The sequence below is a fragment of the uncultured Boseongicola sp. genome (assembly GCF_937988555.1).
Lineage (GTDB): Bacteria > Pseudomonadota > Alphaproteobacteria > Rhodobacterales > Rhodobacteraceae > Boseongicola.
Genome location: NZ_CALJXO010000383.1, coordinates 1 through 13,655, shown reverse-complemented (window position 1 = coordinate 13,655; position 13,655 = coordinate 1). Strand labels below are relative to the sequence as shown.

The 13,655-nt window shown below is 54.2% G+C and carries 13 protein-coding genes; 4 read left to right on the top strand and 9 right to left on the bottom strand.

Going from position 1 to position 13,655, the window contains the following annotated elements:
* Positions 1-397 precede the first annotated feature (397 nt).
* From Q1B15_RS22825 to Q1B15_RS22785, 8 genes are all read right to left on the bottom strand, one after another.
* Complete coding sequence (locus Q1B15_RS22825) at positions 398-1,762, bottom strand: exonuclease domain-containing protein (RefSeq protein ID WP_299758447.1); 1,365 nt, start codon at positions 1,760-1,762, stop codon at positions 398-400.
* A 128-nt stretch (positions 1,763-1,890) separates the two neighbouring features.
* Positions 1,891-2,382: a DUF1993 family protein gene (locus tag Q1B15_RS22820; RefSeq protein ID WP_299758445.1), complete on the bottom strand. Its 492-nt coding sequence runs from the start codon at positions 2,380-2,382 to the stop codon at positions 1,891-1,893.
* 218 nt (positions 2,383-2,600) lie between these two features.
* A complete protein-coding gene (locus Q1B15_RS22815) occupies positions 2,601-2,975 on the bottom strand; it encodes a hypothetical protein (protein WP_299758443.1) in 375 nt (124 codons plus the stop codon).
* Positions 2,976-3,689: 714 nt separating this feature from the next.
* Positions 3,690-4,202 (bottom strand): SMC-Scp complex subunit ScpB, encoded by a 513-nt coding sequence (locus Q1B15_RS22810; protein ID WP_299758449.1) that lies wholly within the window; start codon positions 4,200-4,202, stop codon positions 3,690-3,692.
* A 68-nt stretch (positions 4,203-4,270) separates the two neighbouring features.
* Positions 4,271-5,209 (bottom strand): DUF1403 family protein, encoded by a 939-nt coding sequence (locus Q1B15_RS22805; RefSeq protein WP_299758441.1) that lies wholly within the window; start codon positions 5,207-5,209, stop codon positions 4,271-4,273.
* A 700-nt stretch (positions 5,210-5,909) separates the two neighbouring features.
* Positions 5,910-6,071: a CcdB family protein gene (locus Q1B15_RS22795; RefSeq protein WP_299758437.1), complete on the bottom strand. Its 162-nt coding sequence runs from the start codon at positions 6,069-6,071 to the stop codon at positions 5,910-5,912.
* Positions 6,071-6,301: a type II toxin-antitoxin system CcdA family antitoxin gene (locus Q1B15_RS22790; RefSeq protein WP_299758435.1), complete on the bottom strand. Its 231-nt coding sequence runs from the start codon at positions 6,299-6,301 to the stop codon at positions 6,071-6,073. Before Q1B15_RS22790 ends, Q1B15_RS22795 begins: the two co-directional genes overlap by 1 nt.
* Positions 6,302-6,453: 152 nt before the next feature.
* A complete protein-coding gene (locus Q1B15_RS22785; protein ID WP_299758433.1) occupies positions 6,454-7,647 on the bottom strand; it encodes a replication initiation protein in 1,194 nt (397 codons plus the stop codon).
* A gap of 508 nt (positions 7,648-8,155) precedes the next feature.
* On the opposite strand from Q1B15_RS22785, the gene Q1B15_RS22780 reads away from it, so the two are divergent.
* The 3 genes from Q1B15_RS22780 (at position 8,156) to Q1B15_RS22770 (ending at position 11,972) form a co-directional block, all read left to right on the top strand.
* Positions 8,156-9,553: an AAA family ATPase gene (locus Q1B15_RS22780; protein WP_299758431.1), complete on the top strand. Its 1,398-nt coding sequence runs from the start codon at positions 8,156-8,158 to the stop codon at positions 9,551-9,553.
* Positions 9,540-10,643, top strand: a complete 1,104-nt coding sequence (locus Q1B15_RS22775; protein WP_299758429.1) for a chromosome partitioning protein ParB — start codon at positions 9,540-9,542, stop codon at positions 10,641-10,643. The genes Q1B15_RS22780 and Q1B15_RS22775 overlap by 14 nt, the downstream gene beginning before the upstream one ends.
* A gap of 309 nt (positions 10,644-10,952) precedes the next feature.
* Positions 10,953-11,972: a GSU2403 family nucleotidyltransferase fold protein gene (locus tag Q1B15_RS22770; protein WP_299758427.1), complete on the top strand. Its 1,020-nt coding sequence runs from the start codon at positions 10,953-10,955 to the stop codon at positions 11,970-11,972.
* Positions 11,973-12,084: 112 nt separating this feature from the next.
* On the opposite strand, the gene Q1B15_RS22765 is transcribed toward Q1B15_RS22770, so the two are convergent.
* Complete coding sequence (locus Q1B15_RS22765) at positions 12,085-13,251, bottom strand: tyrosine-type recombinase/integrase (protein WP_299758425.1); 1,167 nt, start codon at positions 13,249-13,251, stop codon at positions 12,085-12,087.
* 125 nt (positions 13,252-13,376) lie between these two features.
* On the opposite strand from Q1B15_RS22765, the gene Q1B15_RS22760 reads away from it, so the two are divergent.
* The coding region (locus tag Q1B15_RS22760) for a hypothetical protein (protein ID WP_299758423.1) at positions 13,377-13,655 on the top strand (279 nt) is incomplete at its 3' end.

The following is a 13,655-nucleotide window of genomic DNA, read 5'->3' as shown; positions in this document are numbered from 1 at the left end:
GCAGGTAAAGCCAAGCCGCGTGAGCCACGATCTGCGGAGGAAAATGGTGACGCTTATAGCTAATGGACGGTATTTGCGTCATCGGCTGATATGCCAAAATCAATAAGCCAGCAATCGTAGGTCGGTTAATGTGACAACACCGCACGATCGTTTCCCGGCTCGGCCTTGTCATTACACTAATAGGCGCAATGAATTTCCCTGTTCATATGCTTAGGGAATTCACTTGCAACTCATTGTTTTTCTTTCCAAATTGGGAAGACAAACCCGGGATATCCACCATGTTTTCGAGTTTTCCCTGTAAATTTCCCTGCTTTCAGGGAAATTTGACCCCGGACCAGCTAGCTCCAGACTGACAGCACGCCCGCAACTTACCTCCCGACAGACAGGTCAGGTAGACTTACCTCACTTCTGAAATCCGCCGCTTGTAGAAATCCTGAAGTTCTGCAAAGCGATCCCGGTCCAGGGTGTCAGCGCCTTCAATCTCATCCAACTGCAAGTCGACCGCTGCTTGTGTCGTCCATGGCCTATTGGGCTCGTTCGCCAGCCAACGGTCCCGGATCGCAGTTTGAGCCGACGATTGGTACGCCCTGGAAGCAAACTGCGGCGCGTGCCAGAAAATCAGGCGCATCCCCAATTGCCTCAACCGTGAATCTTCCAGCAGTTCGACAAGCTCAGAACGCCGTTTCCAGTCGAATGTTTTGAAGTCTTCAAGAATCTGTTTGTCGGCGGCGCTGTAGAAACCACCGTAGATTTGCTGCTCGACGTGTTCGGGCGACTCTCGATCGGCAAACCTGTCGGCCAGAGCCTGCCCTACGCGCTTATGAAAATCCGGCCTCGAAGCGACCAGTTGGGCAATGGCTTCATGCACATCGCTTGGAACCCCAACTGGAAAAAGATTTGGGACTTTGTTGATAGCAATAGTACGGATCCGCTTGGGTGACGCGGAAACCGCTCTTGCAAACTCTCGATCGTCAGCATCAACAATCGACGCATCACAGAGATCCAGATCAAGGAACGCCATTGAGTTGCGGTTCTGCGGATTGGTGCCGGCGTAAACGCCAAAATAGGATCGCGGAGGCGCCGCTCCAAACCGTTCGATCAGGCTTACGGGATGACCGGCCTGCAGCAGCTGGCCGGCTTCATGTCTGTCGCGGTTTCTGAGGCACTGGTCCCAGACTGCGGGGGCTCGATCACAAATGAGCCTCGCAAGATGGATCGTCGCTTCTACGTCGCCAAGAGCATCGTGGGCGTCGTGATGAGTAAATCCGTTTGCAGGGGCGAGACGATCCAGTCTGAAGCTCTCGCGGCCCAGATCGTCAAGCGGCCATTCAAGGATGTCTGGTTCCAGATACCGCGCTGCATAGACCACCTTTATGAGATCAAGGCGGTCATTGTCGTCGAATTGGGTCTGGTAAAGGTTAGAGTGTAGGTTCTGGTAGAACGACTGCCGGAGAAACTCCTCATCAAAAGCGAGCGTATTATAGCCGGTCCAGGTCGACGGCGCCCAGCGTCTGATCAGGTCACTTATCTGGTGTGAGAAATCGAACCAGGAGGGCAGGTTCGGATCAATCAGCTGTTCCGTCGATACGCCCGTTATAGCCAGAGCCCATGGCGCTGGCAGTATGTGAGGAGAAAGCCGGCATCGAATATCGACGCGCTCAATCTGATTGAACGCGTCGTCTGTCAGGATCGCCGCAAACTGCAGAGGCTGATCAAAGGCTGGCGAAGTGCCTGTTGTTTCAAAGTCGTAAAATGCAAACATGCGCGCTCATTTCCGGATGACTTTTGCCCGAAATCGATACTTCCTAAATGAAATACTCGCTCTTATTGGGTCAATTGTCATCGGTGCTTTACCGGCAATGAAAAACTGGGCTGCGCGCAGTGTTGCCGTTAGGCGGCACCAAGAAAGTCCCGCTTGCCAATTTCTACGCCGTTATGACGCAGAATGTTGTAGGCGGTCGTCATGTGGAAATAGAAGTTTGGTGTTGCAAAGCCACTGAGGTAGTTGGAGCCGATGAATGTGTGCTCCTCTGGCCCAAATTTCATGACCACTTCAAGATCTTCAGCCCCATCAAAAGCCGCGTCGGGCACGGATTCCATGAACTCAATCGTTTTAGTGATCCGCGCTTGAAGCTCGCCAAAAGTCGTTTCGTTGTCCTCAAAACTTGGGTTGTCCGTTTGCGACAACCGCGCAGCAAGGCCTTTTGCTGTATCGCAAGCAATCAGGACATTGCGCGTGAAGTTCAGCATGTCAGGAAAGAGCCGCGCCGTAAGAAAGGCATCCGGATCAATCTTGCGCTTTTCGCAGTGGGCTTCCGCGGTAGACAACATCGTGGAAAGGCTTCGCAGTGAATGGATGAAGCTTGGGACGGGAGATTGCATGTCTGATTTCCTTTTTGGGGGTCAATGTCCGCTCGAAAAAATCTGAGATGTAGAACGGCTGCACGTTCCCAATATCGACAAATTTCATCAGAACAAGTTTAAAGCATACGTCGCTAAATCAATTGCGCCGAAACATCGCTCCGTGTGTGTTCCCGCGCACCCCTAAGTCCTCTATTTGTAGGAGCCACGCAGCCAGAGGTCGTTCAGCCGGTTGCGGCCTACTTCATCCAGCAGAAGGCGCCGTATCTCAATGCACCGGGCGTGGCAAGCGAGGGACTCGGCTGACTAATGCAATAGCACATTTGACGCGTGTCTGACGTCAGCACTGCTCGAAACGCCCCCGCCAAACGTCCAGCTGAGCTGGTGTGCCCGCCCTCCAGAAGCCGAGCGAGGAGTGCAGAAGCATCTGGCATAATCGCCAGGATCGTCCTTGCGTGTGTAGCGTTCTTTTTGAAGAAATTTTCGGGCACAAGTATTAGCGCTTCTTCCATTGAGAACAGGCGTAAACCATCTTTAACGATGAGCGCGTCTTCCCGCGCAAACGTTGCACGGGTCTCGAAGATGGAGGTCCTGTGTGGGAAGTCAGTTTTCATGTTTCCTGCCTTCAGCGCTCGGACGAGCAGCTGTACCGGAACTGTCGTATCGCCTGCGTGCAACTGTAGGGATTGCTCAGGAGACAAGGACCAGTCCTCGCCAAATCGGGCAGAAAGGTACTGCGCACAAAACCCCCAAAACGACGCGTACCAGGCCGTGCCTTCGCCGGCGATCTCGTCGGGTTGTGACGTGATGTACCAACCCTTTATTACTACTTTGATAAATCCAGATATTAGGAATCGTTCCCGATGGGTCCGAGTTAAGTCACTTGATCGAACCGCTGTGACACCCTTCGTTTTAGAACACGCAAGAGCTCTAGAGATTACGCCAACTTTTCTGCTGCCATAGCCATGTTACAACCTCTTGCCCATTCAACCGTTAGGGTTTGATGCTGTAATATATTTAGGTTTTCAAGTTGTGTAATCTTTAGGGTATTATGACGCCGCGAGCAAAGGACAGCATCCCAGTTCCGATAATACCTGAGCTACAAGCACCCAGATAAGACTGTTAAATTCCTCGTCCAGATGGACATCGTAGGCGGGCGTCAACATGATCATCCCGATGTGTAACCATTTTCGTTTTTCTTAACACTTTAGATCAGATAGGTCACAAAACGATCAATCTCTAACAAAGTACCGGAGCGGACAAAATCTCGCAAACATCACAATGTCGTTGTCCGTTCTGGATACGCTCCCCTTTCGCTCACCAGATGGTCATTCCGCCAGACCCGCATCCACCAACCCTTCCCGATCTGGCAAATCCCGCAAGCTTTCCATCCCGAACGTCACAAGGAACTTCTGCGTAGTCAAATAGGTATAGGGCGCCCCCGCCCGCGGACTACGCGGACCCGTTGCGATCAACTCTTGCGTCCGCAATCGCCCAATCAGATCGCGGCTGATGTCCTTGCCGAAGATATCCTTCAGTCCGTCACGGGTCAGCGGCTGGTGGTAAGCGATAGCCGCCAACACCGCGACTTCAAACTCGTTCAAATCCATCAACTGTTCATTCACATCCGCCGCCGTCCGGATCGCATCGGCAAATGGCACCCGCGTCCGCATCAACCAACCATCGGCAACGGCGACCAATTCATAGGGGCGACCCGTCAATTCCGCCTGGATGTCCTCAATCAACAAATCGACCGACGCCCCCTGCCCCACAACCCGCGCCAGGTCATCACGCGGCACGGTCGCCGCACTGGCAAAGATCACCGCCTCTATCCGGCCCATCCAGGTCCGCCAACGAAGATCAGGCGGCAGGTCCTCCAGCTCTCGGTCAAATGCGTCCCCGGCCACCTTCACACCCCATACAGCCGGAACGTCGACCGCCCGGTCAGTTCACGCACCACTCCAAGATCAACCAATCGATCACACAGCCGCCGTGCCGCGCGGCCCGTCATTGCAAAGGTGGTGCCTTGGATCATCGGACTGAGCATTCCCGATGGCGACACCGCGTCATGACCGAGAAACAGCACCAGAGCGTCTCCAGCCCCCTTCGTCCGTAGCTTGGGCGCAATCGCGTTCAGCCTGGCAGCGCGGCGAGACAGATCGGCCGCGTTGCGAATGGCCGCATCACAGGCGTCAATCATCGCTTGATCAACGCGTAATCGCGCATCGCTCGCACCGTCGGCAATGGCCCGGACATCCGCGCGATTCAGATGCGCGGCAAGTATCGGCACAGACCGCTCCCATCCAACCGCACGGGCTAGGGCGACATCGGCCAGCATCAGCGCCGCTGCCTCCTCGCGAGGAAACCGTTGCAGCGCATCAGCTAACACCCCTGCCGCCTGGGCGACGGGCGATCCGTCAAACACGCCAAGCTCCGAAAAGTCTTCCGCCACCCGATCGGGCAAAAGCTTCCTCACCTGCGCCAGCCAAGAGAATACGCTAAGATTGACCCGAGCAATTTTGCGCCACCTCACAAACATCTCACCCGCTGGGCCCAAGGCATCCCCTGCCCGCACCAAACAGACCGCATCTCGGATATCGGACGTAGACTCAAAGCGCCCTTCAAGTTTCAGGCAGGCCGCAGCCGCCTCCAAAGCTAAACGATCGCGCAGCAACGCCGCGGGCAATATACCGCTTGGATCTCGCACCACAACATCTAGTAAAGCCAGCGCTGCGCCGGATGAAAATGTTGCACTATCAGTGTTTTGCCTCGGCGCTGAAGTGACCCAACGCGGCAACAGATGTAGGGCTTGGATATCGCCTAGGTTAGGATTGGCAGTCGCTTTCATAACGACAGGCTAATCGTTTACGGCGCTTTAGACCAGTAAATACCGCAATAACCGCCCCGGCTTGAATGATTTTTTTATGTCCAATAAAATTGCATTATCGGTGTTTTACAATATCATCAAATTACAACGGACCAGGCAAGCCATCAACGATTACTGTCTATCCATGAGGACATCATCGTTCGGTCCCGAAAGCACTCCTGCGGCACATCGCGTCGCTTGATACGAGCGATCCGTTCCGCGAACGCAACCTGCTTTGATGACGGGTAATCCGAGAACCGTGATACAGGAACAGCTGTCTTGTGTGCGTCAATCCAGCGAGAAATTTGGTGGCGGTCAACCAAGGCCTCATCAGGCAGGTCAATGTTTGAGCGTTTTGCTATCTGTTGCGCGAACAAGATCTGTTTCTCAGTCGCGGGCAGAACGTGATAATCATTGCTGCCTGCAACAAAAGAGGCTGTCTCAAAGTGTGATTGCTGCATTGTCTCGCTCCTCAGTTCTTGTAAAAGATAATATAGAACATAAAGAGAACAAAATCAAGTATTGTGTAGTGTTTGCTAAACAATCACCACATGTAGTGCAGTCTTTCGTTGGGCTTGCAGGCAAACAGGTTGTCTAAGTTACGCATGGCAACCAGAAACCGTGGTTTGCCAGGGCGAACTCAATCAAAAGCCCTGCGGGAGCCTTACGACGGGTTCACCGTCTATTTCAAAGGTCGGATTGAGCTGGCAGCGCGCATAGGTGAATTGGCTTTTGGTAAGAGCGGCACAACAATCCGTGTGTTCAGGTCGCTCGAAAGATCGGTCTGCACATCTAAAAGGAAGCTATCGCCAGATGGATTGCGAAACACATCGTACTTCGCCATCAGAACGGGCGGAACCTGTCAAGCGGCAGTCCATGCCTTTCAACGTAAGAATTGGGGCTCTTGAGTGCCGCCGCATTTGCAGCTTGCCACTGCGCGGCTCCGGCGGTTGCCACGGCAGTGCGAACCCCCTCCTCTGCCGCACGCGATAGGTTAACTTTCAACGCCTTGGCTTCTGTGAGCAAGGCTGTGTCAAGCGACAGGTTCGTGGGCTTGCGCGACTGAGAATTCATGGACTGATCTCCTTCGAACGAGAGACTACAGATGGATCATATGCGCACAACATATGCGCATCAAAATCAATCTGTGCTGCGATTTCGGCACCCGGGTGATGGCGACACCCACGCTGGCCAAAAGTTAGGGCCAGAGCCGACGAATTTGCCTGTCAAAGCCCGACAAATTCATCAGGAAACAGGTCCGCCCAGAACGCGGATATTTCCTTTGCATTCAGTGCAGACATCCAGCCGTGGCGCTCAAAATCATCGCGGGCGGCGGGACGTTGTATTGTTGATGCAAATAACTGTCTATCCGCATCACGTTGCGTTGGCGTCCGGGCCAGCGCCAGATCTCGCACCCGCTTCAAGCGAGCCGCTCGCTCGCTCAGCGGCGTTTCCTCTCCCTCCGCTTTGCCATTTGGCTTTGGCGATGAACCGAAGTCATCACGTAGCGCCGCCGCCATGTAGCGCACCGGGCTTTTGACACCCCCCTGCCCTGCTACAAAGTCCAGCTTACCTGTAACAACATCTTCACCATGTTCTTCCAGCCACTGCCGCGCCAGCCGGTCCGAAACGCCCATAGCGCGCAAACGGTCATAAACGGGCGCCTTGCGAAGACCCTCGCCGTCATCCAAATCTAGAATTGCCAGCTGAGGGTTTGATTTTATGACAAATCGAATGTCAGTCACCGCCCTGCCCCGCTTTCGGACCTCTGGCGCGATGACGATATTACTCGTGCGGTTCACTTCTGCCGTTGCTGGCTTGATGATCTTGGCGTTCAGATGTTTGTAGCTTTCATAATAGCTGCTGCCCTCAACCCCCATCAGGCGGCGAAACGTCTCTAGTGACCACCAGCCGGTACTTCCCGTCCGATGGAAACGATAACAGTTTTCATATAGTGCAAGGGCATGGCCGCTGGTAAACCGTCTCTGTATATTGAGATTGATCAGCGCGAACACCTTTGGATCGTTCAGCTTTTCCGCGAGTGCCGGTGAATACGCATACTCACAGACACCGCCCTTCAACTTGGCATAACTCAACAGGCTCGAAACGCCCCATTCCTGACGTCCGGCTTCATCCAGCATGTCCCATTCTGCGACGGTTTCTGCCAACCCGCGCAACGACTGCTTCAGCGTATCAAAATCATTTGAATTATACCCCACCATCAAGCACAGCGTGCGTGCGTCGATTTGAAAGCGCTGCTGCCGGGTCAGCATGTCATACGCATTTAGCAACAACACATTGGATAGCTTTCGTTGCAGCAATGACAGTTTACCCGACACATGAATTGCAGCCACGTGTTTCTTAACAGCCCCACGCCGCAGCGCGCCCGTCAGCTTTCCCTTTGGGATATCAATTTCCATTGCTGCACCTGTTCAGCCGATTCTCTTTGGAATCCTTGCTTCACTATACCCGCGAAGGAACCCTCTTTCAATCTTTCGGTGGATACCTATTATCTGGCATTCAGGAGGCCCGTAGACGGGTTCCTTTGGTGTTTACAGGGTGCCCTTAGGTATCCGTATACGGGACAACTGCGCCGGGAACTTTCCGGCAATCAGCCTTTATAGTGCCTAATAGGGGCATTAGACTATATATCCTGCGAATCAGTCCCCTATGGCCCGGCTTTGGGCGCTCTTTGTCCTGTAACAGGGTCCCCTACGCCCTGTAACTGGGCACCAAAGATGGTCTAATAGATTGATAAGTAACGGTAACCAGCACATAAAGTCCTTAAAGTATCCAAATAAATTAAACAGATGATCATGTGTTTTTTTCTGATATTTAGGATTTCGCGGGCTATAGATTTCCAATTTCGATTTGATGTGCGATAGTTTACTAAGAACTTGGTAAATGTCCTAACATTGGCGAGAACGCATGACATCTTCGTTTAAACCGGATGTACCACCCTATTTTGGTATTGATCCAGCCGCTGCTGCCGCGAAGCTATCTCTTCCTAGCGACACGGCGCGATTCGCGCGAGCGGCAACATTTGCGGCCAAGGGGCGTGATGAGCTGAAAAGGGGCGGTCATGCCCCTGATGGGTTCAAGCGACTTCGGAAGTTTTCGACATGGGAAATCTGTCGCTACTTGATCCCCGTGGCTCCAGCACATTTTCGCAGGGTCCTCAAAGCCCACTCTGATCTTCCACAAGGCGCAGGCGAAGGGAATTCGAAATGGTTCTCTCTGTCAGAGGTCATCGCTTTGCGCGATCATTTTGCGACCGAGGGAGCGGCCAACCGGGAATACCGCCCCTACCGGCCTGAAGGTGCTGATGCCAAGGTTGTGGCGGTGGCCAACTTCAAGGGTGGTGTGGGCAAAACGTCTACCTGTGCGCACCTGGCCATGAGTGCTGCTTTGGATGGATACAAGGTGTTGGTGATCGATCTGGACAGTCAGGGCTCGATGACGAGCATTATGGGGGGGCAGGTTGAAGATGAATGGCAAACAGCGTTTCCGATTCTGGCCCGGGATTTTGCGCTCCACCTAAAGGGCGAGAATAAGGTGCGTGCAGCGCGTGGTGAGCCAGAAATTCAGCTTGACGAAACCCTGACAGAAGCCGCCGAGGTTTCGCCGCGAAACCTTATTCAGAATACCCACTGGCCCAACATTGACCTGATTGGAGCGCAGCTTAACCTTTATTGGGCAGAGTTTCAGGTACCAGTTTGGCGCATGCAATCAGGCTCTTGGGCGCTATGGGATGGGTTGCTGAATGGTCTAACCGACAGTGGTATTTTGCAGGACTATGACATCATTTTGCTCGATACCCCCCCTGCCCTCGGCTACCTGACGATCAACGCGCTCTCCGCGGCTGATATACTTCTCGTTCCGCTTGGCGCGTCGTTCCTTGAATTTGATTCCACAGGTCGTTTTTTTGATATGCTCTATTCGACTTTTGCCAGCATTGAGGATGGTGAAAACTCACAGCGGCGCAAGCACGGGCTCGAAGACATTCGATTTGAATGGGACGCTGTCCGAACGCTAATCACCCGATTTGATGCGGCGCAACAGACGGACATGGCGAATGTCATCCAAGCTTATTTTGGTGACCTCATGACGACTTTCCGTCAGGATTTGACGGCGATGGTTGGACAGGCGGGTGAGCAGGTAAACGGTATTTACGAAGCGGATTACCGGGAATTCAACCGGGAAACCTATGTCCGAGGCCGCGAAACGTTTGATCGAACCTGGGCTGAAGTGAAAGAGATAATACTCGGCGCATGGTGGCGTGATCAACAAGAACTAAAGGCGGAGGGGTCGAATGGCCAAGCGTAGAAAAGTCTCGACACCAAGTGCCGATGATCTGACTCGGTTCGAGGAAGAGTTTCGCCGCGAAACCCCAAGCCGCCCATCTGGGGCGATGGCCCCAATTTCGAAGGTGTCGGCAGAGGTCGCGATGGCGCGTGAAATATCCTCTCCCGAAGAGCGTGCCGAACAGGCCCGTGAAAAGTCAGATGCAGAGGCACATCGCAGCGCGACCGAACAAGGTCGGATCATTCAAGAGCTGACACTCGATAGCATTATGGATGATGCCATGGTGCGTGACAGAATGGTTTTGGATCAGGGGGAAATGGAGGAGCTGAAGCTATCGATCGCGGCCCATGGTCTGCGTCTTCCGATTGAGGTCTTTGCTCGCGAACCAGACAGTATCAGTCCCCGACCATTTGGTCTGCTATCGGGCTACCGCCGCCTGCGTGCTGTCCGAGACCTACTCGCACTCACAAATCACGAAAAATACCTGACGATCAAGGCGCTGGTTCGCAATCCCGACGATCTTGGCGGAGCGTTTGCTGCGATGGTCGAGGAGAATGAGGTCCGTTCTAGCCTTTCCCATTTTGAACGTGGGCGCATAGCGGTGATCGCGGCCCAGCAAGGGGTTTTCCATAGTGCAGAGGACGCGGTAGCAAATATGTTCAGCACCGCATCAAAGGCGAAGCGGTCCAAGATCAGATCTTTCTCACTGATCTTTGAAGAGCTCGGTGACATGTTGCAATTCCCAGATAGCCTGAAGGAAAAAGACGGTTTGCGGTTGGCCACAGCGCTGCGCAACGGTGCTGAATCGCGATTGCGGGACGTTCTTGCAGGCGGGCAGGGAACCAGTGCGGAGCTTGAATGGTCGGTATTAGAGCAGGTTATTGATGAGTTTGAGAAAGATGCTGGCCCTGGAACCAAAGGAGGGCGCCCAAAGATAAACTCTCCTCTGTCAGGATGGCAGGAGCAGGACACATTGCATCTTTCGAACGGCATCAGCATTCAACGCTCACATGACCGCCGCGGCCACCTAATCCGGATATCGGGGTCGGAGGTGGATCAGGTCCTGATTGAGAAGGCGATGGAAAATTTGCGCTACCTGTTTGAAAACTGATTTTCGAGCCTAAACCAGTCGAATTTGACCAGAAGGACTGCGAGCCTGCATTTTGTAAGCGGGCGTTCTTCTTGTGATAGCAGAGCTTCAGCAGTGAAAAAATAGTGGAGTCGGGCGGGTAGTCGCGGGATATAGTCCAGAACGTGGGGCAGGAGACCTGCATCCAAGGTGCAGTTTTTTGGGGTCGCCGCAATGAAAACGGAAGCGTATTACAGCCCGCATTATTTGGAATCTTCAACTAATCTGTTTATTGTTGAACATGGCGCTATGCTCAACGGTAATAAGTTTTGTTGAACACGAGGTGTGGCAATGATTGATAGGCATTCGGTAACAGCGCATTCAACTTATCACGATTTGCGCCGCTCACTCTTGGACGAAGCGTCATCAAGTATCCGTGGAACACCCACACGAGTCGACCGAAATGGAAAGATCTATTGGTACGACAGCTATCGTATTGGCTCGGACGTGCGTAAAAACTATATTGGCGAGGAAAGCCCTGAGCTTAGCGGGCGTCTCGATGACCTCAAAGCTCTCCGCCAAGGTGTTAAAGACCGCAATAAGCATCGGACGCGACTAATACGCATATTACGGGCCGAGGGGTTTCAGGGTGTAGATGCCGCGACCGGCAGCCTGATGTCAGCTTTGGCCGGGGCCGGCGTGTTTCGCCTCGGCGGCACAGTCGTGGAAACGCACGCATTTAGGCTCTATGAAGGCGTTTTGGGCGTTCGGTATAGCATCGACGATATGGCTCAAACCGGTGACATCGACATTGCAAGTTTCGAGCACCTGTCGCTGGCCTTGGAAGATGTCGGCGCACCGCCATTGCTGGAGGTGCTGGGTGATTTTTCTTTTGCGCCGGTTCCAAGTAGTGACGACAATGGGGTTTGGCGCTGGCGCCAAACCCGAAATGATCTGATGGTCGAATTTCTGACACCGTCCTTCGAGGAAGTAGAGGGTATCCGCCCTTTGGCAGGGCTTGGCGTGAACGCGCAGTCACTGCATCACCTGAACTATCTGATTGCCGACCCTATCAGGGCCGTTGCGGTTTACCGCGGTGGTGTTCTGGTGCAGGTCCCGCGGCCGGAGCGGTTTGCAATTCACAAGCTGATCATTGCAGACCGCCGGCAGGACGGGGCTGACAGCCTGAAAGCCGAGAAAGATCGGCTGCAGGCGGCATTTTTGATCGAGGTGTTGGCGGAAGATCGACCGGATGAGCTTTTGGAAGCCTATGTAGACGCTCGTGAGGCGGGGCCTGGGTGGCAGGAGCGTTTGGATGCAACGCTGGACCGTCTTCCAAGAGTTAAGGGTGTCCTGGCGGGTCTTTCATAGGGCTACGTGCAATTTTTAGTGTAGTAACCAGCATGCTGACCTGTATTCCTGTGGATATTTCACAGAATAGAGGCGCAGCGATGCTGGTTCTTGCCTGCGAACAACTGCCGCCCTACAGCCCGGCGGCCTTGGTCAGATTAACGCGGAACCTATCGCGGCGACGCTGATACCTGCGGGTCATTTCCGCCGAAGCATGGCCCAAGTGTCTCTGTATATAGCGTTCGTCAACCTCAGCGCTGGACGCGAGACCAGCCCGCAAGCTGTGCCCAGAAAACAAAGCGAGGCGCTCTTTCTCGGGCAGATCGCTCCGAATGCCAGCGTCCAGCACAGTTTGTTTGATCAGCCTTGCGACGTGTTTGCTGGAAAGGCGGTCCTCAAGAACACGCTTGTTGTCGCGTGCCGTGCGTCGAAACAGCGGTCCAAAGTCGATTTTGGCGAAATGAAGCCATTGCTCCAGCGCGTGCACTGGACAGGTTTGCTCAGCAGACCCTCGGCCAATCTCAACTTCCCGCCATCCGGTTTTACCGCGCAGGACCAGAATGGCCCCTTCGTCTTCGATTTCGACCCAACCGCGGCTGTCGGTGGCGCTGTCGGTGCTCCCGAGGTCGTCGCGGCTGTGATCAAGGCAAACAATTTCGGAGCGTCTGAGACCGCCCGCATAGCCGATCAGCAGAATAGCGCGGTCCCTGAGCCCGCGCAGATCAAAGGGCAGGGTGGCCACCATGGCGCGGATGTCTTCGGCCAATACTGCTTCCTTTTGCACCGGAGGCCGCGCGTGCTTGCGCCGGATGCCTGCCAGCACGGTGGCAATGTGGCGATCTTTCCGATCAAGCGTGAAGCCACGCTGCTGGTAGTGCCAAACAAGGCCTGACAAGCGGCGTTCAATGGTTGAGACCGCAAGAGGCCGCACCGCCGCCTGCGGCCGCGTACGGCCCGCTGAGAGGGCAGGGGCCCCATCCTGAGGGGCGGCACAGTCGGCAATATACAGGCCAATCAATTGAGGATCAGGGGCGTTGCCACGAAGCGGATCTGCGCCGCGCCTGCGGCACCACCGGGTAAAATGCTCCCAGTCCTTCTTGTAGGCTTTGTTGGTGTTCTCTGCCGTTGCCTGGGCGGCATAGGCGCGTGCGGTGTCGACCAGCCGATCAAGCGTCCCTGATCCGGCGACATGAGAGGGCAGGGCGATAGCGTCGTTTTGCGCTTCCTGTCTCTCGTCGATCTTGTCAGTGTTGGGGCGTTGCGTTGGGTTTGCGGTCGATTTATCGTTGTTTTCTGGCATATCTGTTGGGTATCATATTTATGTCCGATAATGCAAACTTATTGGACGTAAAATGATCGTGCAAGCCGCGGCGGTTATTGCGGTATCTCATCACCTAAAGCGCCGTGCGCGATGGGCCTGTTCCGATGAAAGCGACTGCCAATCCTAACCTAGGCGATATCCAAGCCCTACATCTGTTGCCGCGTTGGGTCACGTCTGCGCCGAGCCAAGGCCCTGATAGTGTGGCAAAGTCGTCCAGTGCCGCACTGGCATTGCGAGATGTGGTGTTCCGTAATCCAGGCGGACCATTGCCCGGCAGCTTTACTGTAGGATCGGTTGGCTTTGCAGGCCGCAAACTCTCGTTATCTATGAGGGAGCATCGGGGGGCAGGTCACGACAAATGGCTCAATCGCTTGGGAGTTGGA

Coding starts and splice junctions, on each gene's coding strand:
- Q1B15_RS22825 (WP_299758447.1), bottom strand. CDS start 1,762: ATGTTTGCATTTTACGACTTTGAAACAACAGGCACTTCGCCAGCCTTT.
- Q1B15_RS22820 (WP_299758445.1), bottom strand. CDS start 2,382: ATGCAATCTCCCGTCCCAAGCTTCATCCATTCACTGCGAAGCCTTTCC.
- Q1B15_RS22815 (WP_299758443.1), bottom strand. CDS start 2,975: ATGAAAACTGACTTCCCACACAGGACCTCCATCTTCGAGACCCGTGCA.
- Q1B15_RS22810 (WP_299758449.1), bottom strand. CDS start 4,202: ATGGGCCGGATAGAGGCGGTGATCTTTGCCAGTGCGGCGACCGTGCCG.
- Q1B15_RS22805 (WP_299758441.1), bottom strand. CDS start 5,209: ATGAAAGCGACTGCCAATCCTAACCTAGGCGATATCCAAGCCCTACAT.
- Q1B15_RS22795 (WP_299758437.1), bottom strand. CDS start 6,071: ATGGCGAAGTACGATGTGTTTCGCAATCCATCTGGCGATAGCTTCCTT.
- Q1B15_RS22790 (WP_299758435.1), bottom strand. CDS start 6,301: ATGAATTCTCAGTCGCGCAAGCCCACGAACCTGTCGCTTGACACAGCC.
- Q1B15_RS22785 (WP_299758433.1), bottom strand. CDS start 7,647: ATGGAAATTGATATCCCAAAGGGAAAGCTGACGGGCGCGCTGCGGCGT.
- Q1B15_RS22780 (WP_299758431.1), top strand. CDS start 8,156: ATGACATCTTCGTTTAAACCGGATGTACCACCCTATTTTGGTATTGAT.
- Q1B15_RS22775 (WP_299758429.1), top strand. CDS start 9,540: ATGGCCAAGCGTAGAAAAGTCTCGACACCAAGTGCCGATGATCTGACT.
- Q1B15_RS22770 (WP_299758427.1), top strand. CDS start 10,953: ATGATTGATAGGCATTCGGTAACAGCGCATTCAACTTATCACGATTTG.
- Q1B15_RS22765 (WP_299758425.1), bottom strand. CDS start 13,251: ATGCCAGAAAACAACGATAAATCGACCGCAAACCCAACGCAACGCCCC.